The sequence below is a fragment of the Pseudomonas sp. GW823-FHT02C05 genome, assembly GCF_058797595.1.
In genome coordinates this window covers 260,007-283,842 of sequence record NZ_JBXAJU010000002.1, presented here as the reverse complement: position 1 = coordinate 283,842, position 23,836 = coordinate 260,007, and the positions used below count along the sequence as shown (strand labels likewise).

The window sequence follows — 23,836 nt, the reverse complement described above, 5'->3', positions numbered from 1 at the left end:
CAAGTTTAATGATAAATATTCTCATATGCAAAAAGCAGCGACGAACCCGATGCAAACCCGTCGGTCCGGCCTGATTGCCGAATGCCATGTCGCCCCACTACAATGCGAACAATTCTTGTTCTCTTATGCGCCATCTCGGTGCAGGAGCGTCCGGCTTGTCCCACACCGCTACCGTCGAAGGCCTCTACCAGGCCCATCACAGCTGGTTGAACACCTGGTTGCGGCGCCGGCTCGGCTGCCCCCACAGCGCCGCAGACCTGGCCCAGGACACCTTCATCCGGGTACTCAGCGCCCGGGAAACACCGGCCCTGATCGAGCCCCGGGCGTTTCTCACCACCATCGCCAAGCGCGTGCTGTTCAACCACTACCGGCGCCAGGACCTGGAGCGGGCCTATCAGGAAACCCTGGCGCAGATGCCTGAACAGGTGGCGCCCTCCGAGGAAGAGCGGGCCATCATCCTGCAAACCCTGATGGAGCTGGACAGCCTGCTCGACGGCCTGCCGCGGCCGGTCAAGCGAGCCTTTCTGCTGTGCCAGCTGGACGGCCTGACCTACGGCGAAATCGCCCGGGAGCTGAATATCTCCATCGCCACGGTCAAACGCCACCTGAACAAAGCGGCGATGCGCTGCTACTTCGCCCTGTGAGTGCCTCGATGAACCCACACCTCAATGGCCAGCCCGATTTCAGCAACCAGGTGGCCGAACAGGCCGTGCACTGGCTGATCGAAATGCAGGGCGGGCCCTTGAGCCCGCGCCAGCAACAGGCCTGGCAGCAATGGCACGATGCCCACAGCGAACATCAGCGGGCCTGGGAGCATATCCAGCGCGTCAACCAGCGCCTGCGTGGCCTGTCTTCGCCCCTGGCCCACGCCGCCCTGAACGCGCCGAAATCCGCCAGCCGGCGCCAGGCACTGAAGCTGCTGCTGATTCTCGGCGCCGGATCGGCCGCCGCCTGGGGCCTGCGCGAGCACAACCCGCTGCCGCCACTGCTGGCGGATTACCGCAGCCCCCTGGGGCAGCGGCGCAAACTGCAACTGAGCGACGGCAGCCAGTTGCAGCTCAATACCAGCAGCGCGGTGGATGTGCGCTTTGATGGCCAGCAACGGCTGATCCGCCTGCTGGAGGGCGAGATCATGCTCACCAGTGCCCAGGATGCCCGGCCGCTGCGGGTGCAGACCGCACAAGGGCAGGTAAGCCCGCAAGGCGCGCGGCTGAACCTGCGCCAATTCAAGGACTACACCCAACTGGCGGTGTTCTCCGGAACCGTCGGCGTGACGCCCCTGGACTACGCCACAACCCCGCCCCAGGTGGCGGCCGGGCAGCAACTGAATTTCACCGGCAACAGCTGGCAAGCTCCCCGGGCCCTGGATGCCGGCAGCGGCGCCTGGAGCGAAGGCATGCTGGTGGCAGCGCACATGCGCCTGGCGGACTTTCTCGACGAACTGGGGCGCTACCGCCGCGGCCAGCTCAACTGTGATGCGCAGGTGGCGGACCTGCTGATTTCCGGCAGCTACCCCCTGGATGACAGCGAGCGGATTCTCGACCTGCTGGAGATCAGCCTGCCGGTCAAGGTACGTCGCTTCACCCGCTATTGGGTCACCGTCCAGGCCCGCGCCTGACGGCACTCTGTCGCCGCTGCCGCGGGCTGCAACCGGCTCCGCAGGGGACGCGCCCTTGACCCGGGCCTCACCCAAGCCCCCGCAAACCAATCGCCGCCCGCCCCGGCACCGAAAAAAAACCACCGCCCATGAGCCGTTTCCCCAGGTTCAAGTGACAGAGAAGGAAAGCCACCTTGATTCCCCCTTCTCAGGACCCACCTTCATGACCGAGCAACCCACCTGCCTCACGCCTCTGGCCCGTACCCTGCGCCACTTGCTGCTGGGGGCCAGCCTGAGCCTGGCCAGCCTGCCCCTGGTCCAGGCCGCCGAGGCCCAGGCCCAGAGTTATCACATCGCCCCGACCTCGCTGGAAAACGCCCTGAACCAGTTCGGCCGGCAAGCCGGGGTGCTGATCTCTTTCGGCTCACACGTCACCAGTGGCGTGCAAAGCCGTGGCCTGCAAGGCCAGTACAGCCCGCAGGAAGGCCTGAACGTTCTGCTGCAAGGCACCGGCCTGCAAGCCCGGGCCGAGGGTAGCAATGCCTTCAGCCTGCAACCGGCCAGCCCCGAGGCCGCTGCGCAGCCGCTGCACCTGGGCGCCTCCAGCGTGGTCGGCGACTGGCTCGGCGATGCCCAGCAAAGCGATGTGTTCGAGCACCCAGGGGCCCGGGACGTGATCCGTCGCGAGGAGTTCGAACGCCAGGGCGCCACCCAGGCGCGGGACGTGCTCAATCGGATTCCCGGGGTCAACGCACCGGACAACAACGGCACCGGCAGCCACGACATGGCGCTGAACTTCGGCATCCGCGGCCTCAATCCGCGCCTGGCCTCGCGCTCCACGGTGCTGATGGACGGTATCCCGGTACCCTTCGCCCCCTACGGTCAGCCGCAACTGTCGTTTGCCCCCATCAGCATGGGCAACATGGATGCCGTGGACGTGGTGCGCGGTGGTGGCGCGGTGCGCTATGGCCCGCAGAACGTCGGCGGCATCGTCAACTTCGTGACCCGGGCAATTCCCGACACGCCGACGGTCAAGGGCGGCTTCCAGACCGAAACCAGCCCCTCCTCCAGCCATGACGGTTTCAAGACCACCGGCAACCTGCTGGCCGGTGGCACCGCCGACAACGGCCTGGGCGGCGCCCTGCTGTACTCCGGCACCCGCGGCGGCGACTGGCGCGAACACAGCGACACGCAGATCGACGACCTGATCCTCAAGGGCAAGTACCAGCTCGATGAAGCCAACAGTTTCAATGCCATGGCCCAGTACTACGAAGGTGAGGCGGACATGCCCGGCGGCCTGAACGTGGCGGACTACAAGGCCGACCCGTACCAGTCGACCCGCCCCTACGACAAGTTCTGGGGCCGGCGCACGATGTTCAACGTCGGCTACCGCTACCAGGAAGATCGCCGCGAATTCACCGTCAACAGCTTCTTCACCAAGACCCTGCGCAGCGGTTACCTGGACCAGGGCAGCTTCCTCTCCCTGTCGCCTCGCGAATACTGGGTACGCGGCCTGGAAACCCGTTTCGCCCAAGGCTTCGACCTGGGGGACAGCAGCCACGAAGTGGGCGTCGGCTACCGCTACATCAACGAAGCCGGTCATGAACTGCGCTATCGCACGCCGCTGACCGCCAACCAGCAACTGCCCACCAGCAACAGCCGCAATGACCGCGACACCCGTGGCGGCACCGAAGCCCATGCGTTCTTCGTCGATGACCGGATCGATATCGGCAAGTGGACCCTGACCCCGGGCATCCGCTACGAGATGATCGAGTCGCAGCAGAGCAACAACCTCACCCACGTCAAATACAAGGGTGACTACAACACCGCGCTGCCGGCGCTGAATGTGATGTACCACCTCAACGAGAGCTGGAACCTCTACGCCAACACCGAAGGTTCCTTCGGCAGCGTGCAGTACAGCCAGATGCCCAACCGCGTGGCCAGTGGCGAGGTCAAGCCGGAGAAAGCCCGCACCTGGGAACTGGGCACCCGCTATGACGACGGCACCCTGCGGGCGGAGATCGGCGCTTTCCTGATCAACTTCGACAACCAGTACGACAGCAACCAGACCAACGACACGGTGATCGCCCGGGGCGAGACTCGCCACCAGGGTATCGAGAGCAGCGTCAGCTACGCCCTGGATGGCCTGGCCCCGGCGCTGGCGGGCTTCGATGTCTACGCCACCTACGCGTATGTCGATGCCACCATTCGTGAAAACGGCCCGAACAAGGGCAACCGCGTGCCCTTCTCTTCCAAGCACAAGGGCACCCTGGGGGTGAGCTACACCGAAGGCCCGTGGAAGCTCAACCTCGACAGCAGCTACCAGAGCAGCCAGTTTGCCGACAATGCCAACACCCGTGCCGAAAGCGCCGATGGCAGCACCGGGCGCATCCCCGGCTACATGCTGTTCAGCACCCGCGCCGGGTATGACTTCGGCCCGCAACTGTCGGACCTGAACGTGGCGGTGGGGGTGAAGAACATCTTCAACCACCAGTACTTCACCCGTTCCTTCGACGACAACAACAAGGGCAAGTACGTAGGCGAGCCCCGCACGCTCTATGTGCAGACCTCCGTGGCGTTCTGATTAATTTTCCCCACAAAGCAAAACGGGCCTGCAATGCAGGCCCGTCCGGTTGGGGGGTGAAACTCGGCCGTCAGCTATTGAGCGCGGCCTGTTGGTTCTCCAGGAATTCTTCTTCGAGCAGGGCATCTGCCTCGCTGCCATCGGCTGTGGGCACCGCTGCCGCACGTTTGCCACGCAATTTGCCGAACATGTGCTCCAGGGCACTTTCCAACTTGACGGTGGCGCCGTCGAGGGCCTGCTCCAGGGTGTCGGCCTTGTGGGTCACGGAAACCGGTTGGTGACCTTTCGGACGGGCTTCCAGCTGGCAGCGCATATCGTCCGGACCCGACTTGCCGCCGTTCTCGTCCCGCAGGTGGACCACTACCCGGGTCAGGTCTTCTTCGTAGCGTTCGAGCGTGCTTTCAACGGTGCTGCGCACCCACTCCTCCATCCGAAGGCTGCTTTGAATATGGTTATCGCTATGGACTTGGATTTGCATAGTTCTTCCCTTATTTCAGCTTGCTCGTAAGAGGGTCAAGGCAATGCGTATGAACCTGCATTTCGTGACCTCTTGATTACACAATTAGGCACGGCGACGAACATTTCAACCCCTTAAAAAAGATAAATATTCATACGCAAATAAAGCCGGACAAACCGCAAAGGCGCTGTTAAGGTCGGGAGTTAGCCCGCCCCATGCGTCAGTCAAAACCGCTCACAGCTGCCCCTCGCCCAGAGGGTGCAAGCCGCGAAAGATCTCCGCTTCCTCCACCAGCCAGTCATGCACCGCGCGTACGCCCGGATGGCTCAGTGCGCCCGGCGCATAGAGCAGCACGTAGCGTTTGTGGTTGGGCACCGCCAGGCCGAAAGGCACGATCAGGGTGCCACGCTCCAGTTCGTCATTGAGCAGGGTGCGCCGGGCAATCGCCACGCCCATGCCGGCAATCGCCGCCTCAATGGTCAGGTGGTTGCGATTGAAGGTATGGCCACGACGCACATCCGCGCCCTCGAAGCCGATGGCATTGAGGTAGAACTCCCATTCGGCGTATTCATAGCTGCCGCGCCAGGCGGTGATGTCGTGCAACAGCGCAAAGTGCGCCAGGTCCGCCGGACCGTGCAGCGGCGGGCGCCCACGCAGCAGGCTCGGCGCGCACACCGGGAAAATCTGCTCATCCAGCAACGCGGTGGACTGCAAGCCGGGGTAGCTGCCGTCGTTCAGGTCGATGGCCAGGTCGAAGTCGCCCTCGTGCAGGGCCACGCTGCTGTCTTCGGCCACCAGCCGCAGCTGGATCTCTGGATAACGCTGCTGCAGGCGCGGCAGGCGCGGAGTCAGCCACTTGCCGAGAAACGACGGGATCGAGCGCAAGCGCAAGGTCCCCCCGATCATCCCCGCATCCAGGCGCCGCAGTTCCGCGTCGATGCTGCCGTAGGCCTCGCTCACCGTCAGCGCCAGCCGCTGGCCTTCGGCACTCAGCTCCACCCCCCGGGGCCGCCGGTGAAACAGGCGAAAACCCAGGCGCTCCTCCAACTGGCGGATCTGCTGGCTGACCGCCCCCGGGGTGATGTGCAGCTCTTCGGCACACCGGGTAAAAGACAGGTGCCGCGCGGCACAGGAAAACACATGCAGCCAGACATAGGTCTGGGCATGAAATTGTCGGCTCATCGTTTAGCCCTGCTAAAGGATCTCTTAGGAAGTTTCGTTGGTCAGTGCTGACCGAGGCGGGCAGTATCGCCGACATTGCGCTTGGCCTACAAAAAATGGCAGCGATCCACCTTCCATTGCTTGTAAGGCTTTAGCATGGCTATCAGTGTTTTCGATCTCTTCAAAGTCGGTATCGGCCCCTCCAGCTCCCACACCGTGGGCCCGATGCGCGCCGCCGCGACCTTCGCCCAGGCGCTGTTCGAGCAGGGCCTGCAAGACCAGGTGCAGCGGGTACAGATCCGTCTCTATGGTTCGCTGTCCGCCACCGGCGTCGGCCATGCCACCGACCGCGCCAGTGTCATGGGGCTGATGGGTGAATGGCCCGACAGCATCGACCCCACCAGCATCAACCCGCGCATCCAGCAGTTGCGCGACAGCGGCCAACTGCTGCTGGGCGGGCACAGCCTCATTGCCTTTGACTGGCAGCAGGACCTGCTCCTGCTGGACGAAAGCCTGCCCTACCACCCCAACGCCATGTCCCTGACCGCCTTTGGCGAGCAGGGCACGCTGCTGGAGCAGACCTACTACTCGGTGGGTGGCGGCTTCATCATCGAAGCGGCCCAGGTCGAGGCCGGTGCCGAAACCACCACCGGTGTCCAACTGCCCTACGACTTCAACAGTGCCGCTGAACTGCTGGCCCTGTGCAAGACCCATAAGCTGCGGGTCGGCGAACTGATGCTGGCCAATGAACGGGCCTGGCGCAGCGACGCCGAGATCCGCAGCGGCCTGCTGCACATCTGGTCGGTGATGCGCGAATGCGTGGAACAGGGCCTGCGCCACGAAGGCATCCTGCCCGGCGGCCTCGACGTACCCCGCCGCGCCGCCAAGCTGCACCGCAACCTGCTGGAAATCGGCAAGCCGAATGTCATCACCTCGACCCTCTCGGCCATGGAGTGGGTCAACCTCTATGCCCTGGCCGTGAACGAGGAAAACGCCGCCGGCGGGCGCATGGTCACCGCGCCCACCAACGGCGCGGCGGGGATCATCCCGGCGGTGCTGCACTACTACATGAAGTTCAACCCGCAGGCCTGTGACGACGACATCCTCAACTTTTTCCTCGGTGCCGCCGCCGTGGGCATCCTGTGCAAGAAGAACGCCTCCATCTCCGGCGCCGAAGTCGGCTGCCAGGGCGAAGTGGGCTCGGCCTGCGCCATGGCTGCCGCCGGGCTGGCGGAGATCCTCGGGGCGACCCCGGAGCAACTGTGCAATGCCGCGGAAATCGGCCTGGAGCACAACCTCGGCCTGACCTGCGACCCCGTAGGCGGGCTGGTGCAGGTGCCCTGCATCGAACGCAACGCGATTGCCGCGGTGAAGGCGATCAACGCCACCCAGATGGCCCTGCGCGGCGACGGCAAGCACTTCATCTCCCTGGACCGGGTGATCCGCACCATGCGCGATACCGGCGCCGACATGCATGACAAATACAAAGAGACTTCACGGGGCGGCCTGGCGGTGAGCTGGGTGGAATGCTGAGGAGCCTTCCCTGACCGTCCGCACTACGTGAGCCCGAGCAAAAATAATAACGAGGCGATAACGATGACCGATGTACCGACACCTGCTGCCCAAAACCCTGCTGTAGCCACACCCCGCGACACCACCAGCGCCCGCCAGGGCTGGAGCAAGCACGACACCACCTGGATGCTCGGCCTGTATGGCACCGCCATCGGCGCCGGCACCCTGTTCCTGCCGATCAACGCCGGGGTTGGGGGCTTCTGGCCGCTGATCGTGCTGGCGCTGCTGGCCTTCCCCATGACCTTCTTCGCCCACCGCGGCCTGACCCGCTTCGTTCTTTCCGGGCGCTCCGGAGACATCACCGAAGTGGTCGAGGAGCATTTCGGGGTCGGCGCCGGCAAGCTCATCACCCTGCTCTACTTCTTTGCCATCTTCCCGATCCTGCTGGTGTACAGCGTGGCGCTGACCAACACCCTGAGCAGTTTCATGGAACACCAACTGCACATGACTCCACCGCCGCGGGCGCTGCTGTCGCTGCTGCTGATCCTCGGCCTGATGGCCATTGTGCGTTGCGGCCAGGGCGTGATCGTGCGGGCCATGAGCCTGCTGGTCTACCCGTTCGTCGCCGCGTTGCTGCTACTGGCCCTGAGCCTGATCCCCAACTGGAACGGCGCGTTCTTCGCCTCGGCCGGCGAAGGCATGCCCCTGCCGCTGTTCCTCAAGACCCTGTGGCTGGCGATCCCGGTGATGGTGTTTTCGTTCAACCATTCGCCGATCATCTCGGCCTTCGCCCTGGATCAGAAGCGCCATTACGGCCCGCAGGCCGAAGCCAAGAGCAGCGGTATCCTGGCCACGGCCCACGGCATGATGGTGCTGACAGTGATGTTCTTCTGCTTCAGTTGCGTGCTGGCCCTGTCGCCGGCGGACCTGGTAGCGGCCAAGGAGCAGAACATCTCGATCCTGTCCTACCTGGCCAACCACTTCCAGACCCCGGTGATTGCCTATGCCGCCCCGCTGATCGCCCTGGTGGCCATTACCAAGTCGTTCCTGGGCCACTACATCGGCGCCAGCGAAGGCTTCCAGGGCCTGATCGTGAAAAACCTGCGGGGGCGCTCGCTGTCCTCCAGCAGCCTGGAAAAGATCACCGCGCTGTTCATGATCCTCACGTGCTGGGCCGTGGCCACCTTCAACCCGAGCATCCTGCGCATTATCGAGACCATGGGCGGACCGGTAATCGCCTGCCTGCTGTTCCTGATGCCGATGTATGCGATCCGGCGGGTGCCTTCACTGCGCCAGTATTCGGGCCAGTTGTCGAACCTGTTCGTGGTGCTGATCGGGCTGGTCGCACTGTCTGCGATCATTTATTCAGTCGTGCCCTGAATCGGGCCGGGATAAAAAAAGCGGACCTCATGGTCCGCTTTTTTGTCCCCGTATTCATTGCCCGGCGCGTTTCCCGGCATGTCCCTTGCTTTGTCCCGGGGGAGGAATACGGACGTTGGCCACCCTCGGCGAACGACTGGCCAGTGGTCCGGAATCGCGAACTAATTCCGCGCCCTGCCGGTCAATGACTGCACGATCCAATCAGGCGGTGACGCATCATGGACAACCCTTTTCAACTGATTACCGACACCTTCACCCCGCAATACCAAGTCAACCTGAGCATCCAGGGCCTGGACGGCAGCATCATGCTGACCTTGTCCGAAGGTGGCCGGGTGGTGGCCAAGCGCATGATCAGCGCGGCCCAGCGCAATGATCCGCAGCGCATCAAGCGCCTGGTGCAAAGCATTCAGTTTGGTATCGCCATCGAGCAGGGCCACAGTGCCGTGGCCATTCTCGAAGCCATGACCAACGGCGACAGCCTGGGCCTGCCGCCGCCCACCGGCCAGAAGCTCGCGCCGCCGGCCCTGAGGTTCTAGAGCTCGCCCTTCTCCACTTCCGGGTGTTCGCCGGAGCCCGCGCCGATCTTGCGCTGCGGATGCTCGATCTTCACCGAAGGGAACTGCGACGAGGCGTAGCGCACCACCAGGATGGCGAAGGCCAGCAACAGGATGCCGCCGCACAGGTAGATGATGCCCAGGTCCGGCGGGTTGTGGTGCGAGACGTTGGAGATCAGCAACCGGGTCAACGCGGTGATCGCCACGTAGATCAGGAAACGCACCGGCATGTGGTTGGTCTTGAAGTAGATGCCGACCATCGCCCCCAATTCCAGGTAGATGAACAGCAGCAGGATGTCATCGATCTTGATGTGGCCCACCTCGATCATCTGCAAAAATTCCATCACCGCCGCCCAGGCGGTCACCGCACCGATGGCGAACAGCGCCAGGTAGTGGAACGACTCGACGAACAGGTTGCCCAGGGATTCGGCCAGTTGGTGGACGTTCTGTCGCAGGTTCTCGGCCCAATTGATTTTCACGATGGTTTTTCCTTAGGTCGTTTCGACCGGATGATGCGGATTGGACGTGACGGTTGTTCTGCATGCAGAAAAAAGGCCAGGAGCCTTCAATGAGATGGTGGCCGCCGGCAACGAGGCACGGCCTGGTAACAATCGGCCCGGGAAAAAAATTGCGTCTACATTAAAAAGCCACTATCCAAGGGAAAAGGTTTCGCCTATTCTCTCGACCTGTATATAGATACAGTGTTTATACAGACCCATTATCGTGAAGGCATGTGAGGTGGTGAATGGCCGTCGAAGTGGTATACCGCAGCAGCCGAGATCTGGAGCGCTTGTTCATGGATAAAGCCGAAGCTGACCGTCATGACAAAATGCTCGAACTGGCTGAATTGCTCGCTGAAGTGTTGCACAAAGCCGTGCCGTCGCTGAGCGAACAGCAGGTGGAAGAAGCCGGGATCTACATGGCGAAGAACCGCGATGTGTTCGCCAAGGCGTTCAAGAGCCAGCCGGACGCGTTGTCCGAGTTGCTCAGTGCCCCCGCTCCCGTAGTGGAGGCTGTGGCAGAGCCGCAACCTGTTGAAGCCGAGGCGCCAGCCAAACCGGCGAAAGCGGCCAAGGCCGCAAAATAGGCTTTACGCGAATTGAATAAGCCCTGTGCCCCTGGCACAGGGCTTTTTTCATGCCTGCGAAGGCAAGAGTGGCACTTGTGCGGTGGCCGGTTCAAGCGTTGTCGCCCCTGGCGGATCAGGCAATTCGATAGCGTTGCGATGCAGCAGGGAAGTGATCTTGCCCAGGAAGGCCAGGGGCATCTCAGTCGAGTCGCCATACAGGTCAACCATTCCCACCTCAACTGCGCTGTCAACGATGCAGGAGAACGCCTCGACCTCTTCAGGCGCTATCAAGGCGACAAGCTCCTGGGGCCAATCATCTCCGCGACCATTGAGTGCCAGCAGCGCCCCGGCTCTCTCCCACGCCAGTAGATCGCCCTTTGGCGGGTAGCCCTCAAGGTGCTTTATCAACTCATCGATGGACGGGTGAGCAATGCCTTTTCGTTCGCAGTAAAGCGCCAGGCATGCCGCTGCGTACAACTGCAGTTGCCTGATGGAGCAGCCAGTCAATGGTGGGGCCATATCTGGCGCTGTCATTGCGCGACGTCCCAGACCCTGGAGCCTGCGGAACAAAAACCTGATGCGATATCCATGGCTTCCAGAATTCGGTCCTCCAGCTCTTCTGATGCGCCAGGGCGGAGTGATGCCAGATGCTTGTATACGGCCTCTGCGCAAAAGCCCTTGTCCCGGTATGCCACAAGAACATCACGAACCGCCTGAATGTCCGCCCCCGCCCGCAACAGGCAGGACAACTGCTCACCCAGCCCGGTCTCCAGCGCTTCACGCATCGTCGATACATTCCTTGTCAGTGGGCACTTCGCAGCCGGATGGTACACAGAGCCTGGCCAAGGGTTAAGGCAAGAATGCCTAGCGGTACAGCACCCGTTCCGCCAGTTCATCGGCCACTCGCGCCGGGGAGCGCTTTTCGGCCTGGGCGTGGGCGAAGATTTCCGTCAGCCGCTGGCTGATCTTCGACAGGTGGGCGGTGATGACCGGCAGTTCCGTGTTGCGGTGCTTGAGGGACACATAGATCAGCCCCCCGGAATTGATCACGTAGTCCGGCGCATAGAGAATCCCGCGGCGCTCCAGTTGATCGGCCACCTGCAGGTTGGTCAGTTGATTGTTGGCCGAACCCGCCACCGCCGAGCAGCGCAGTTGCGCCACGCTGAGGCTGTTGAGCACCGCCCCCAGGCCGCAGGGTGCGAGGATGTCGCAAGGGGTGCTGAGCAGAGAATCGTTGGCGATGGGATGGGCGCCCAGTTGCTCCATGGCCAGTTGCACCTTGCCGGCATCGATATCGCTGACCAGCAACTCCGCCCCAGCAGCGTGCAACTGCTCGGCCAGGGCATAGCCGACATTGCCCAGCCCCTGGATCGCCACCCGCAGGCCTTCCAGGTTGTCGCTGCCCAGGCGCGCCATGGCGGTGCTGCGAATGCCGGCGAACACTCCCATGGCGGCATGGGGGGCCGGGTCGCCCGCGGCACTGGTGCTGGTGACGTAACGGGTCTGCTGGGCGATGCAGTCCATGTCGGCCACCGAGGTGCCGCTGTCGATAGCGGTGATGTAGCGCCCGTCCAGTTGCTCGACGCATCGGCCGAAGGCTTCGAACAGGGCGGCGCGGCTTTCCACATGGGCGGGGCGGATGATCACGGCGGTACCGCCCCCCTGGGGCAGGCCGGCCAGGGCGGCCTTGTAGCTCATGCCCTGGGCCAGGCGCGCGGCATCCGTCACGGCACTGCTGTCGTCGGGGTAGGCGAGGTAACGACAGCCGCCCAGGGCGGGCCCCAGGCGGCTGTCGTGGATGGCGATCACTGCCTTCAACCCGGTACAAGGGTCGACGCTGAGGTGCAGCGATTCAAGGCGGGTGCTGTGCATGAGAGCGAACATCGACGGGCTCCCGAATCACTTCTTGTAGACGCCAGTATAGGCTTGCGCCTGGAATTTGCTGCGCCGCGCAGGAATAAGCCCCGGGGTTTTGCAGGCTTTGGGAAATAACCTGCTACCACGCATTTCAACACTGGACGAAGCTTCGTCACGGGGCTAAAACGAGGCATCCGTCGGAGATCGAGATGAACCCGCGCCAAGCTTTTTTCGCCTGTCTGCACCGCTCGCCACCCGCCCTGCTGGAAGCTGCCCTGTGGATTGCCGCCGAGCATGATCCCCAGGTGGTGCCCGGCCTGTTGCTGGAGGAGTTCAAGCAACTGCAGCAGCAAGTGGGCAGCAGCCTGCCGACGCTGCCGGCGAACGAGCTTGGCCAACCGCTGTTGCGCCGGCTCAACGACCTGGGTTTCCAACAGGACGAACACCTGCCCCTGCGGCCCCAGGCGGCGCTGATGGACAAGGTCCTGGAGCGTCGGCGCGGCCAGCCCCTGGCCCTGGCCCTGATCGCTCTGGAACTGGCGCAGCGGCTGCAGGTGCCGCTGGCGGGGGTGAACTTTCCCGGGCACTTCCTGCTGCGGGTGCCCGGTGCCGACCACCTGCTGGACCCGTGCGGCGGGCGCCGGCTGTACCCCAACGATTGCCGGGAACTGCTGCAGCGCCAGTACGGCGCCCATATCAAGCTCAGCGCCGAGCATCTGGCCAGCGCCGAACCGCTGCAGATGTTCCAGCGCCTGTCACGCAACCTGCGCCAGTTGCACCTGTCCTACGACGACCACCTGGGGGCCCTGATCAATGCCGAACGGGTCCTGGAAATCGGCAACGGCAGCGCCGCCGACTACCTGGCCCGGGCCAGCCTCTACCAGCGCCTGGAATGCCCGAATGCCGAACGCTTCGACCTGGAGCACGCCCTGCTGCTCAGCGACGACCCGATCCAGCGCCTGCGCCTGACCGAACGCCTGGGGCACCTGCCGCCCAACACCATCGTGCACTGAATCCCCCGCTGTTTCGCGCCTGCCGTGCAAGAATGCCCGCCGCCCTTCTGCCTGCTGCAAGGATGAAAAAGCATGAACAGCGCCGAACGCTTCCTCCAGGATTTCCACCCGCGCCACCCCAGCACCACGCCAACGGCTGGGGGCTGTTGCTGATCCAGGCCAGGGCCGCATGACAGCAGCGCCCGGGCTCTGGCAGGATGGGCGGCTAACCCCAGGGAACGGACACAGCATGCTCATCAGAAAAGCCCACGGCGCCGACGCACAACGGGTCTTCGACATTCGCAACCAGGCCATCAACCAGCAGTGCGCCGGCCACTACCCCGAAGCGGACCTCCAGGTCTGGACAGCTGGCGAACTGAGTGACTACTTCATCGAAGTGGTGGAAAACACCGGCCATGTCGCGGTCATCGACAATCAGGTGACCGCCAGCGGCATGCTCGACCTGGCGACCGGGCAGGTCGACGCGGTGTTCGTCGACCCGGCCTACATGGGACGCGGCATCGGCCGCAAGATGATGGAGTACCTCGAAGAACGGGCGCTGGAAGCCGAGTTGCCCCACCTGATCCTGGATTCCACCCTCAACGCCGCCGACTTTTATCGCCGCTGCGGCTTCGTCGGTGAGCGCATCGCCCAGTACCAGTCGCCCCGGGGCCTGACCCTGGCCTGCGTGCCGATGATCAAGCACCTGGCACGCTGAACCCCCCTGCCCCTCAGGACTTGAGCGGCGCCTGCCGTTGCGCGGCCGGCCCCGCCTCACCCGAGGCCGACGCCAGGGGCGAACGCACCTGGATGATCAACAACGCCGCAAGCAGGGCCGGAATCGCGCAGAAGAAGAAAATCTGCTGCACCGGAATATGCATCGCCAGCAGCATGCTGCCGAACAGCGGACCGAGGATCGAACCGAAACGCCCCACGCCCAAAGCCCAGCCGGTGCCGGTGGCGCGTACCTGGGCCGGGTAGAAGTTGCTGGCGAAGGCATTCAGGGTCAACTGGCCACTGATGATGCAGAAGCCCGCGGCAAACACGAACACCACCAGGTAGCGCGGGTTGTCGTGGTTCAACCCCAGTAGCACGGTGCACAGTGCGGCGGCGCTGAGCACCGCGGCCAGCAGGCGCACCTTGCGTTTCAGGCGGTCGGCGAACCAGGCCATGCAGATCGCGCCGAGGGTGCCAGCGAAGAGGAACATCGAAGTCACCAGGTTGGCCTGCTTCAGGGCCAGGCCACTCTCCAGCAGCAGCGTCGGCAACCAGCTGATCATGAAATACAGCAGGATCAGGCTGACGAAAAAGGTCGCCCAGATCAGCAAGGTCGGCCGTGCATAGCCGTGGCGGAACAACTCCAGCACCGTGAGCTTGCTGTCCGCCTGCTCACCGCTGTTGAGCACTGCGGCCGGCGGTTGCCAGTCCGGGAGCATCTGTGCGGTGACATTGCGCAACCGCGCATAGGGCGGCGCGTCCCGCAGCAGGCGCGGCAGCGATTCGGGCAGGCGCCAGAGCAGGAAAGGAAACAGCAGCAGCGGCGTGATGCCGCCGGCGAGGAACACCGCTTCCCAGCCAAAGCGATCGATGAAGCCGGCGGCAACGAAACCACCCGCCGCGCCGCCAAAGGAGAAACCGCAGGCGGCCAGGGTCACCATCAGGGTGCGCAGGCGCGGCGGCGAATATTCGGACATCAGCGCCATCGCGCTGGGCATCGCCCCGCCCATGCCGATGCCACAGATAAAACGGGCGGCCATCAGGCTTTCCAGGGAATTGGCGAACACCATCAGCACCGTCAGGCTGGCGTAGATCAGCACGCAAACGAGCAAGATCCGGCGCACGCCAAAACGGTCGGCCAGGGGCGTCACCGCCAGGGACCCCAGGGTCAGGCCCAGCAGGTTGGCGCTGAACACCGGGCCGAAGGCGGCCTTCTCCAGCCCCCAGTCCTGGGCCAGGGCCGGCACCACATAGCCCAGGACCTGGGCGTCGTAGCCATCGGTGACCAGCAGCAAGGCGAGAAGCAACAAGAGCAACCACTGGTAGCGGGACACCGGGCGGGCGTCGAGCGCAGCACGAAAGCTGGCAATCTGATTTTGCATCGCAAGGTACCTGTTCGGTTTTTTATGGTTATGGGCAGCAATGTTGCGCAGGTCACAGGCGGTGACCGCTCAGGCCCCGTTGCGGGGCCTGGGTGATGCGGATGCCACGCTGCCCCGGATACCGGGCAGCGTGCGGGTTCAGGCTGGCGTATCCGGCTGGTTGGCCGGGTGCGCGGCCTGGAACGCCGGGTGCTCGGCGGCCAGGGCCGCGACCCGGAGGATCCGCGGATAAGCGTCCAGGGACACCTTGAAACGCTCGGCCGCATACAGCTGGGGAATCAGGAACACATCGGCCAGCCCCGGCTCATCGCCAAAACAGAAGCCCTGGTCGCCGATCAGTTGCTCCAGGGCCGCCAGCCCCTGGCTGATCCAGTGGTCGATCCACACCAGCAGTTGCGCTTCCTCATGCCCCCATTCCCGTAGCAGGTTCTGGGTGCTGGAGTTGTGCAGCGGATGAATGTCGCAGCCGATGATCGCGGCAACCGCCCGTTCCCGGGCGCGGCTGACCAGGTCCGTGGACAGCAGCGGCACCTGTGGATAACGCTCCTCCAGGTACTCGATGATTGCCAGCGACTGGATCAGCAGGTCGCCGTCATCGGTCCGCAGGGCCGGCACCCGGCCCTGCGGGTTGATCTCCAGGTACTCCGGCTGGCGATTCGCACCGCCCTTGGGCACCAGCAGATTGACCGGTATGGCCTGGAACTCCAGGCCCTTGAGGGCCAGAGCGATGCGCACCCGGTAGGACGCAGTGGAGCGGTAGTAGGTATAGAGCTGCATGGGGGCTCTCCCTTAACGTGCCGGCTGGACCGTGCCACGGCATTCGCCGAAGCCGATGGAGGCGAAACCCTCACGGCTGCAACGCCCGCGCAGGATGATTTCATCGCCGTCCTCGAGGAACTTGCGCACCTCGCCGGACGCCAGTTCGATGGGTTTCTTGCCGCCTTCGGTGATCTCCAGCAGGCTGCCGAACTGGCCGTTCTGCGGGCCGGACAAGGTGCCCGAACCGAACAGGTCGCCGGCCTGCAACTGGCAGCCGTTGACGCTGTGGTGCGCAACCATCTGCGCCACGGTCCAGTACATGTACCGGGTGTTGCTCAGGGTCAGGCGGTGTGCCGGCAGGCCCTGCTCGCGCATGGTGCGGGTGGTCAGCAACACTTCCAGTTCGATGTCGAAGCCACCGGCGGCCTGGTCGCGCTTGTCCAGCAGGTACGGCAGCGGTTGCGGGTCGCCTTCAGGGCGCGGGGCCTGGGCCTGGCGGAACGGCTCCAGGGCCTCGGCGGTCACCACCCAGGGCGAAATGCTGGTAATGAAGCTTTTCGACAGGAACGGGCCCAGCGGCTGGTATTCCCAGGCCTGGATATCCCGCGCCGACCAGTCGTTGAGCAGGCAGAACCCGGCAATGTGTTCGGCGGCGTCGCCAATGGCGATGGGCTCGCCCATCTCGTTGCCCTGGCCGATCCAGATGCCCAGCTCCAGTTCGTAGTCCAGGCGCGCGCAGGGGCCGAAGGTCGGTTCGGACTGCCCGGCCGGTAGGGTCTGGCCCTTGGGCCGGCGCACGTCGGCACCGGAAGTACGGATAGTGGAGGCGCGACCGTGGTAGCCGATCGGCACGTACTTGTAGTTGGGCAGCAGCGGGTTGTCGGGGCGGAACAGCTTGCCGACGTTCTGCGCGTGTTCGATGCCCACATAGAAGTCGGTGTAATCGTTGATCTTGGCCGGCAGGTGCATCTGGCAGTCCGCGGCCAGGGGCAGCAGTTTCGCCCCCTGGGCCTCGATCTTGCCGCGCAGGCTGCTGCCTTCGCCGAGCAGTTCCAGCAGGCGTTCGCGCAAGGCGACCCGGGCCGGGCGGCCGAGTTCGAAGAACGCATTCAACTGGCCGCCACGGGCCGCCTGCAGCGCTGCCTGGGCCTGGCCTTCGAACAGCCCGGCATCCAGCGCCGCTTCCAGATCGAAAATCTGTTCGCCAATGGCGACCCCGCTGCGGGGCGCCGAGCCCTGGGTGCTGAAGACGCCCAGGGGCAGGTTCTGCAACGGGAAGTCGGGGTGACCGTTGGCGGACTCGACCCAGCTACGGGTGATGGTGGGCAAGGTCATGGGTTATCTCCGATTCGGGTTGAAGGTGACGGGCAGCGAGGCCCAGCAAGCATCGTAGTCGTTCTGCAGCTCTGGGCACTCCAGGGCGAACTGGCTCGGGCGCAGCACCTGGCTGGTCTCGAACATGAAGGCCATGGTGTTGTCGATCTTGGCCGGCTGCAACTGGGCGTTGATCGCCTTGGTGCAGGTTTCGCCGTCCGGGCCGTGGGCGCTCATGCAACTGTGCAGCGACGCGCCGCCGGGCAGGAAGCCTTCGGCCTTGGCATCGTAGGCACCCTGGATCAGGCCCATGAACTCGTTCATCAGGTTGCGGTGGAACCACGGTGGACGGAAGGTGTTCTCGGCCACCATCCAGCGTGGCGGGAAGATCACGAAGTCCAGGTTGGCCAGGCCCGGCACGCTGGTGGGCGAGGTCAATACGGTGAAGATCGACGGGTCAGGGTGGTCGAAGCTGACGGTGCCAATGGTGTTGAAACGACGCAGGTCGTATTTGTACGGCACGTTGTTGCCGTGCCAGGCCACCACGTTCATGGGCGAGTGGTCGAGCTCGCAGCCCCAGAGCTCGCCGAGGTACTTCTGGACGAGCGTGGTGGGCTGGCGCAGGTCTTCGTAATGAGCCACGGGGGCCAGGAAGTCCCGAGGGTTGGCCAGGCCGTTGCTGCCAATCGGCCCAAGGTCCGGCAGGCGCAGCGGCGCACCGTGGTTCTCGGCGACGTAGCCACGGGCTTGCGGGTCCAGCAGTTCGATGCGGAATTTCAGCCCGCGAGGCAGCACGGCGATTTCCAATGGCTCCAGGTCCAGCATGCCCAGTTCGGTGACGATGCGCAGGCGGCCCAGCTCCGGCACCAGCAGCAGCTCGCCATCGGCATTGAAGAACACCCGCTCCATCGAGCGGTTGGCACGGTAGTGATAGACGCTGATACCCGCCGGCTTCTGCGCCGCCGAGTTGGCCACCATCGCCACCAGGCCGTCGATGAAATCGGTGGGCTCGCTTGGAATCTGCAGGGGGCTCCAGCGCAGTCGGTTGGGGGTGACCTCACCCAGGGGGCCGCCTGCCAGCTGGCGCGCAAGCTTGGCGAAAGCCGGGTGCTTGGCCGAGGGCTGGATGCGGTACATCCAGGTACGCCGGGCTTCGCTGCGGGTCATGGTGAAGGCGGTGCCGGAAAACAGTTCGGCGTACAGGCCATAAGGGGCTTTTTGCGGGGAGTTCTGGCCGACGGGCAGCGCCCCTGGCAGGGCCTCGCTGGCAAATTCGTTGCCGAAGCCCGATTGGTAGCTGAGGGCCGACGCCGAAGAATCGAGGTTCATGGAGCCTCCTGTAAGTTGGAATAGGCAGGGGCCCACCACTCCCTCACAAGAGCTATCGGCACGCCTGGGTTATTTTTATCGTAATCCAATTACGCATAACGTAATTTGATTGCCCAGGAGCGTCAAGCTATAAAGACCGCCACTTGTCACGGGACCCCAATGCCTCCATGGAAAAGCCGCGCAGCATCAGCGACAGCACCGGTAAACAGAAAGTCCGCTCGGCCGAGGTCGGTACCGACATCCTCAAGGCCCTGGCCGAACTGTCGCCGGCCACTTCCCTTTCGCGCCTGGCCGAACATGTGCAGATGCCGGCAAGCAAGGTGCATCGCTACCTGCAGGCCTTGATTGCCAGCGGCTTTGCCGAACAGAACAGCGCCACCAATCACTACGGCCTGGGCCGCGAAGCCCTGCGGGTAGGCCTGGCCGCCCTGGGCAGCATGGACGTACTGAAAGTCGCGACCCTGCCCCTGGCGGAACTGCGGGACGAATTGAACGAAACCTGCTTCCTCGCGGTGTGGGGCAACCAGGGCGCGACGGTGGTGCATATCGAACCGGCGGTGCGGGCGGTGACCGTGGTCACTCAACTGGGCTCGGTGCTGCCACTGCTCAGTTCATCCACCGGGCTGGTGTTCAACGCCTACCTGCCACAGCGCGAAACCCTCGACCTGCGCCAGCAGGAACTGGCAACCGGCAGCCCCCACGCCCTGGCCGACAAGCAGGTGCACGATGCCCTGGCCGAGCAGATTCGCCAGCGCGGGCTGCACCATGTCCACGGTTTGCTGATGCCCGGTGTCGATGCCCTGTCGGCGCCGGTGTTCGATGCCACCGGCAAAATCGCCGCGGTGCTGACCGTGGTAGGGCCGACGTCGCTGTTCCACGCCGATGAACATGGGCCCGCAGCCCAACGTCTGCTGGCGGCCAGCTCTGCAGTGAGCTGGCGCATGGGTTATCAGCCGCAATAACCGCTAGCGCTCAACTCATCAGCCCCAGGGCCTGGGCCTTGGCTACCGCCTGGGTACGCCGCTCCACCCCCAGTTTGCTGTGAATCCGGCGCCCGTGGGTCTTCACGGTATGCAGGGAAATGAACAATTGCTCGGCGATCTGCTGGTTTGAACAGCCCTGGGCGATCAGTTGCAGCACTTGCAGTTCCCGCAGGCTGAGCAGGCTTTCGCGGTTTTCCAGGGGGCCTGCCGATGATGGCGTCTGCAGCGCTTCCCCCGCAGACAGCAAGAGTGGTTGCCGCAGGCGCAGTTCGTGCAGTGCCTGCGGCAGGTTGCATCGCTGCACCAGTGCCTGCCCCGCCTGCAATGCTTCCTGCGCCAGCGCCGGGTTGCCTTGCAGGTGGGCGACCTCGGCCAGGGCCAGTTGCACCTCGGCCTCCAACCCCTGCATGCCGTGGCGTTGGGCCCGGGCCAGCAGCCCCTGCAAGGTAGCGATCGGCGCCTGGGCCCGCCCCAGGTGCACCTCGGCCAGCACCAGCAGGTATTCGATCCCCGGAATCAACTCCAGGGTGGCCGGTGGCGCCTGTAGCGCCTGGGGGCCGCGAAAGTGCCGGAGCAAGCGGCTCAAGGCCTCCTGAGCCAGCTCCGGTCGCCCCTGTTGCAGCCAGAGCTGGCTGCTGACCTGCAACAGCACGCCCCGGTACACCGTGTCGGGAATCTGCCGCTGCTGCATCAGCCGCTCCGCATCCCGCAGGCGTACGAAGGCCTGGGCATAATCACCCTGGTTGGCCGCCAGTTGGGCCTGGCCGAGGAAACCATACAAGGCACGCTTGTCGTGGCTCAGCAGGCAATCCTCGAGGCCGCTGCGAAAGTAGCCGGCCGCCTGCTCTGCATGCCCCTGGCGCAAGGCCAGGCGACCGAGACGCAGGGCGATGCGACCGAGCAGCGGGGTCGCCCGCAGCGCCTGCATCGACAAGCGCTCACAGACCTGCTCCAGCAGGCTCTGGGCCCGATGCGGCGCGCCCCTTTGCTCCAGCAACTGGGCATGGTCCAGTTCCAGCAGGCCTTCGAACAGCTGGGCATCCTGGGCCCGGGCCAGGCACAGGGCTTCACGATTGAGGGCCTGGGCCACATCCAGCTCCGCACCCAGCAGGGCCTGCTGGGTCAGCCCCGACAGGCACAGCAGGCGGGTGGTCCAGGCGCTGTCCGCCAGCTCATCCAGGGCCTCGATAAAATGCTGCCGCGCCGCCGCCATCCGCCCGCTCAGGTGCAGCAGCCAGCCCTGCTGTGCCTGCCAGCGGGCCAGCAACTGACGCTGCTGCGCTGCCGAGGGCTGGGGGGCGAACCGGGCCATCTGCGCCATGCACTGCCCGGCCTGCTCGAAGCGCCCGGCAAACAGCATGGCCGCAACCAGCAGCCCCACCAGGTGCGGCGACACCAGCAAGAGTTCGCCACCGTGGCGCTCATGCAGTTGCAGCAACAGCAGCGCATTGTCCTGCTGGAACAGGAACTCGAAACTGAAATGCTCCAGCAGGCTGACCGCGACTTCATACTCTTGGGCCCGCAGCGCCTGCTCAAAGGCCGACTGCCAATCCTCCTGGGCAATGAACCACTGGCAGGCCCGGCGATGCCAGGAGCGCCCGCCCGGCCAGGCCTCGTCGCGCATCAGCCGGGCCAGCGGCGGAAACACCTGGAGCCAGTCGCCGCCACCGTCCCAGGGTTCGATGAAGCAGGCCATGTCCTGCAAGGTCCGCAGGTACTGGGCCCCCTCCCCGACGCCGAACAGATGCTCGCACAGCTCGGCGTTGAAACGTGGCAGGTGCGCCAGTACTTGCCAGACTTGCGCCAGCTCCGCCGGCAGCACGCTGAACAGCTCGTGCTCCAGGTACTCCAGCAAGGTATTGGGGCGCCCCGGCTTGCAGGGCTGAATCGTCAGCTCGCTGCCTTCCAGCAAGGCAATGCGCACCCCGGCGCACCAGCCGCCACTGCGTTGCAGAATGCGACTGGCGGTCTGCGCACACAGGGGTTGCGGCAGCCGTTGCAGCAGTTGCTCGATCTCGATCTGGCTGAATGCCAGTGCCGGGCCGTCCAGCTCGAACAACTGATCGTCCAGCAGCAGGCGTGGCCAGTTGCACAGGGGCCGGCGACGGCAACCCAGCCACCAGGTCAACTGCGGGTTGTCCAGGCTCAGCAGGCGATCGAGCAGCAGGTCCAGGTCCGCAGCCGCGACCCGGCAATAGTCATCGATGAAGATCCAGGCCGGCGCCTGCAGGTGCGCCAGGTGCTGCAGCACCGTGGCTTCGTCATCGCGCTCCAGCCCCAGGGCCTGGGCCAGGGCAGCGCACAGCCCCTGCGGGCTATGCCGCCCGCCGGACAACGGCAACCAGCTCACCCGGCAGGTCTCCGGTGCCTGTTGCAGGCACTCAGCCAGCAGCGCCGTCTTGCCGCTGCCGGCAGGCGCGCAAAGCAGCTTGACCCGCGCACCGGAGGCCAGCAACGGCGCGCTGAGGCGGCTGCGGGAAAAATGATGGGAGGACAAACGGGGCATGAACCCGGGACGCTCTGGACAACGAGTCATGGCGGTCATTGCGGCGTGCCTTTTTATAGTTTTAGCCAGCGTAGCCCCACCCTAGCCCCGACCTCCCGGCCAGTTGAAGAAGTATTCAGCAGGCTGATCAGCCCCCATAAAAAAACCGACCAGGCAGTCGGATAACTGCCAGTCAAGAGGAACGCAGTATTGCCGCGACTGTGGCGAGCAAGCTCGCTTGCCAGGACTGGCCGCCCTAAAAAACCGCACGCCCCAAGAGCGTGCGGCTCGACCATTGCTCCACTGCAACCCAAGAGGCGCCTAGCGCACTCCGCTGGCGCGCAGGGCCGCCGGGGTGTAGTCGGCCGCCTTGGCGGCAAAGCCGAACTCCAGGCTGTGCTTCTCTTCGTTCTTCATGCCCAGGGCCAGGTAACGGCCGGCGTTCAGGTCATACAGGGCCTCCAGGGTGTAGGCCGGTACCTGGTGGTCGTAGTAGTACTGCGCATGACCTTCGGCTACCCGCCACAGTTGGCCGCGTCCGTCATAGTGGTCCACCAGGGCCACCTGCCAGCTGTCCTCGTCGATGTACATGTGCCGAGTGGCGTAGATGTGCCGCTGGTTGGGCTTGACCGTGCCCACCACTTCCCACACCCGGTGCAGTTCATAGCGGGTCAGGTCCTGGTTGATGTGCCCGGCCTTGACGATGTCGTCGTACTTGAGGCTCGGGGAATCCAGCTTGTAGCTGTTGTAGGGGATGTACATCTCCTTCTTGCCCACCAGCTTCCAGTCGTAACGGTCGGGAGCACCGGAGAACATGTCGAAGTTGTCCGAGGTGCGCAGGCCGTCGGCGGCGGTGCCCGGGCCGTCGTAGGCCACTTGCGGGGCGCGGCGCACGCGACGCTGGCCCGCGTTGTAGATCCATGCCGAACGCGGTTCCTTGACCTGGTCCAGGGTCTCGTGGACCAGCAGCACGTTGCCCGCCAGCCGCGCCGGGGCGGTCACCGACTGCTTGAAGAAGTTCTGCACGTTGGCCGCCTTGGCCGGGTCCAGGTCCGGGATCAGTTGCGGCGCCGCCACCTCTTCCTCGAAACGGATCGAGGTGTAGCTGCCGTTGGTCTGCGGGGTGACCTGGGTGACGATGCGCTTCTGGTTGCCGCCGTGATAACGGGTCAGGTGGTTCCACAGCACCTCGATGCCGTTCTTCGGAATCGGGAAGGCGTAGTAACGGTTGCCGGTAAAGTTGGCCAGGCCGTTGCCGTCGTTGGTGGTGGTCACGCTCAAGGCGCTGCGCTTGGCCGACTCGTAGATCTCGGGTGGCAAACCGACGCTGCGGTGAGTGGGGTAGACCGGGATCCGGTAGCTGTCCGGGTAGCGCTTGAACATCGCCACCTGGCCGTCCGAAAGCTTGTCCTTGTATTTGTCCACCGTCGCCGCGGTGATGATGAACAGCGGTTTTTCATTGGCGAACGGGTCGGCGAGAAAGCCCTTGCTGTCCACCGCCCCGGCATTCTTGGGAATGCCTCCGGTCCAGGCCGGGATCGAGCCGTCGGCATTACCGGCTTTTTCCGCACCCACCGGGGTCAGGCTGGTTCCCAGCTTGGCGGCCTCTTGCGGGCTCACGGCGGCCATCAGGTTGGCCGCCCACAACCCCAGTGCCAGGGCGCTGCATTGCAGAATCATCTTGCGCATTCAAATGCTCCTTCT

The 23,836-nt window shown here is 64.4% G+C and carries 21 protein-coding genes and 1 pseudogene; 10 read left to right on the top strand and 12 right to left on the bottom strand.

Translation table 11 applies throughout. From position 1 onward, the window contains the following. Positions 1 to 155: 155 nt before the first annotated feature. The 3 genes from AC1RGE_RS12295 (at position 156) to fecA (ending at position 4,181) form a co-directional block, all read left to right on the top strand. Positions 156 to 644, top strand: coding sequence for a sigma-70 family RNA polymerase sigma factor (locus AC1RGE_RS12295; RefSeq protein ID WP_011059338.1), 489 nt, complete (start codon positions 156 to 158; stop codon positions 642 to 644). Positions 645 to 652: 8 nt separating this feature from the next. Continuing rightward, entirely contained in the window at positions 653 to 1,618 is a 966-nt protein-coding gene (locus AC1RGE_RS12290; RefSeq protein ID WP_072451248.1) for a FecR domain-containing protein, read from the top strand. A 202-nt stretch (positions 1,619 to 1,820) separates the two neighbouring features. Then, positions 1,821 to 4,181 carry a TonB-dependent Fe(3+) dicitrate receptor FecA gene (gene fecA / locus AC1RGE_RS12285; RefSeq protein ID WP_492584368.1) on the top strand — a complete coding sequence of 787 codons (2,361 nt, stop codon included), beginning with the start codon at positions 1,821 to 1,823 and terminating at the stop codon, positions 4,179 to 4,181. Positions 4,182 to 4,251: 70 nt separating this feature from the next. On the opposite strand, the gene AC1RGE_RS12280 is transcribed toward fecA, so the two are convergent. Both AC1RGE_RS12280 and AC1RGE_RS12275 read right to left on the bottom strand, forming a co-directional pair. Then, positions 4,252 to 4,659 (bottom strand): HPF/RaiA family ribosome-associated protein, encoded by a 408-nt coding sequence (locus tag AC1RGE_RS12280; RefSeq protein ID WP_011059335.1) that lies wholly within the window; start codon positions 4,657 to 4,659, stop codon positions 4,252 to 4,254. A gap of 213 nt (positions 4,660 to 4,872) precedes the next feature. Further along, positions 4,873 to 5,820: a LysR substrate-binding domain-containing protein gene (locus AC1RGE_RS12275; protein WP_011059334.1), complete on the bottom strand. Its 948-nt coding sequence runs from the start codon at positions 5,818 to 5,820 to the stop codon at positions 4,873 to 4,875. A gap of 135 nt (positions 5,821 to 5,955) precedes the next feature. On the opposite strand from AC1RGE_RS12275, the gene AC1RGE_RS12270 reads away from it, so the two are divergent. The 3 genes from AC1RGE_RS12270 (at position 5,956) to AC1RGE_RS12260 (ending at position 9,227) form a co-directional block, all read left to right on the top strand. Beyond that, complete coding sequence (locus AC1RGE_RS12270; protein ID WP_492584366.1) at positions 5,956 to 7,332, top strand: L-serine ammonia-lyase; 1,377 nt, start codon at positions 5,956 to 5,958, stop codon at positions 7,330 to 7,332. 63 nt (positions 7,333 to 7,395) lie between these two features. Further along, entirely contained in the window at positions 7,396 to 8,691 is a 1,296-nt protein-coding gene (locus tag AC1RGE_RS12265; protein ID WP_492584364.1) for a serine/threonine transporter, read from the top strand. A gap of 218 nt (positions 8,692 to 8,909) precedes the next feature. After that, entirely contained in the window at positions 8,910 to 9,227 is a 318-nt protein-coding gene (locus tag AC1RGE_RS12260; protein ID WP_011059331.1) for a DUF3509 domain-containing protein, read from the top strand. On the opposite strand, the gene AC1RGE_RS12255 is transcribed toward AC1RGE_RS12260, so the two are convergent. Then, positions 9,224 to 9,724 carry a phosphate-starvation-inducible protein PsiE gene (locus AC1RGE_RS12255; protein WP_011059330.1) on the bottom strand — a complete coding sequence of 167 codons (501 nt, stop codon included), beginning with the start codon at positions 9,722 to 9,724 and terminating at the stop codon, positions 9,224 to 9,226. The two genes, AC1RGE_RS12260 and AC1RGE_RS12255, sit on opposite strands and share 4 nt — an antisense overlap. 266 nt (positions 9,725 to 9,990) lie before the next feature. Between AC1RGE_RS12255 and AC1RGE_RS12250 the strand changes: the two are divergent. Beyond that, positions 9,991 to 10,245 (top strand): annotated as a pseudogene (locus AC1RGE_RS12250) (YebG family protein); the annotation flags it as partial. 135 nt (positions 10,246 to 10,380) lie between these two features. Here AC1RGE_RS12250 and AC1RGE_RS12245 read toward each other — a convergent pair. The 3 genes from AC1RGE_RS12245 to AC1RGE_RS12235 all read right to left on the bottom strand — a co-directional run bounded on the left by AC1RGE_RS12245 (position 10,381) and on the right by AC1RGE_RS12235 (position 12,198). Continuing rightward, the gene (locus tag AC1RGE_RS12245; RefSeq protein ID WP_492584362.1) at positions 10,381 to 10,833 is read right to left on the bottom strand and encodes a hypothetical protein; all 453 of its coding nucleotides are present in this window, start codon (positions 10,831 to 10,833) and stop codon (positions 10,381 to 10,383) included. Between the two features lie 11 nt (positions 10,834 to 10,844). Then, positions 10,845 to 11,099 (bottom strand): hypothetical protein, encoded by a 255-nt coding sequence (locus AC1RGE_RS12240; RefSeq protein ID WP_093404685.1) that lies wholly within the window; start codon positions 11,097 to 11,099, stop codon positions 10,845 to 10,847. A 79-nt stretch (positions 11,100 to 11,178) separates the two neighbouring features. Next, the gene (locus AC1RGE_RS12235) at positions 11,179 to 12,198 is read right to left on the bottom strand and encodes a Leu/Phe/Val dehydrogenase (protein WP_011059327.1); all 1,020 of its coding nucleotides are present in this window, start codon (positions 12,196 to 12,198) and stop codon (positions 11,179 to 11,181) included. Positions 12,199 to 12,380: 182 nt separating this feature from the next. Between AC1RGE_RS12235 and AC1RGE_RS12230 the strand changes: the two genes are divergently transcribed. Both AC1RGE_RS12230 and AC1RGE_RS12225 read left to right on the top strand, forming a co-directional pair. Then, entirely contained in the window at positions 12,381 to 13,184 is an 804-nt protein-coding gene (locus AC1RGE_RS12230; protein WP_011059326.1) for a SirB1 family protein, read from the top strand. 229 nt (positions 13,185 to 13,413) lie between these two features. After that, complete coding sequence (locus AC1RGE_RS12225) at positions 13,414 to 13,881, top strand: GNAT family N-acetyltransferase (RefSeq protein WP_019093362.1); 468 nt, start codon at positions 13,414 to 13,416, stop codon at positions 13,879 to 13,881. 13 nt (positions 13,882 to 13,894) lie between these two features. On the opposite strand, the gene AC1RGE_RS12220 is transcribed toward AC1RGE_RS12225, so the two are convergent. From AC1RGE_RS12220 to hmgA, 4 genes are all read right to left on the bottom strand, one after another. Then, entirely contained in the window at positions 13,895 to 15,262 is a 1,368-nt protein-coding gene (locus AC1RGE_RS12220) for an MFS transporter (protein WP_492584360.1), read from the bottom strand. Positions 15,263 to 15,400: 138 nt separating this feature from the next. Further along, positions 15,401 to 16,039 carry a maleylacetoacetate isomerase gene (maiA, locus tag AC1RGE_RS12215; RefSeq protein ID WP_019093360.1) on the bottom strand — a complete coding sequence of 213 codons (639 nt, stop codon included), beginning with the start codon at positions 16,037 to 16,039 and terminating at the stop codon, positions 15,401 to 15,403. A 12-nt stretch (positions 16,040 to 16,051) separates the two neighbouring features. Next, a complete protein-coding gene (gene fahA, locus AC1RGE_RS12210; protein WP_492584358.1) occupies positions 16,052 to 17,356 on the bottom strand; it encodes a fumarylacetoacetase in 1,305 nt (434 codons plus the stop codon). A gap of 3 nt (positions 17,357 to 17,359) precedes the next feature. Then, complete coding sequence (gene hmgA, locus AC1RGE_RS12205; protein ID WP_492584356.1) at positions 17,360 to 18,664, bottom strand: homogentisate 1,2-dioxygenase; 1,305 nt, start codon at positions 18,662 to 18,664, stop codon at positions 17,360 to 17,362. Positions 18,665 to 18,831: 167 nt separating this feature from the next. Here hmgA and AC1RGE_RS12200 point away from each other — a divergent pair, with 167 nt between their 5' ends. Continuing rightward, positions 18,832 to 19,626: an IclR family transcriptional regulator gene (locus AC1RGE_RS12200; protein ID WP_011059320.1), complete on the top strand. Its 795-nt coding sequence runs from the start codon at positions 18,832 to 18,834 to the stop codon at positions 19,624 to 19,626. Between the two features lie 10 nt (positions 19,627 to 19,636). Here AC1RGE_RS12200 and AC1RGE_RS12195 read toward each other — a convergent pair whose 3' ends face one another. Beyond that, positions 19,637 to 22,192, bottom strand: a complete 2,556-nt coding sequence (locus AC1RGE_RS12195) for a LuxR C-terminal-related transcriptional regulator (protein WP_492584354.1) — start codon at positions 22,190 to 22,192, stop codon at positions 19,637 to 19,639. Positions 22,193 to 22,453: 261 nt separating this feature from the next. Beyond that, positions 22,454 to 23,821, bottom strand: a complete 1,368-nt coding sequence (locus tag AC1RGE_RS12190) for a DUF1329 domain-containing protein (protein ID WP_011059318.1) — start codon at positions 23,819 to 23,821, stop codon at positions 22,454 to 22,456. Positions 23,822 to 23,836: the final 15 nt, after the last annotated feature.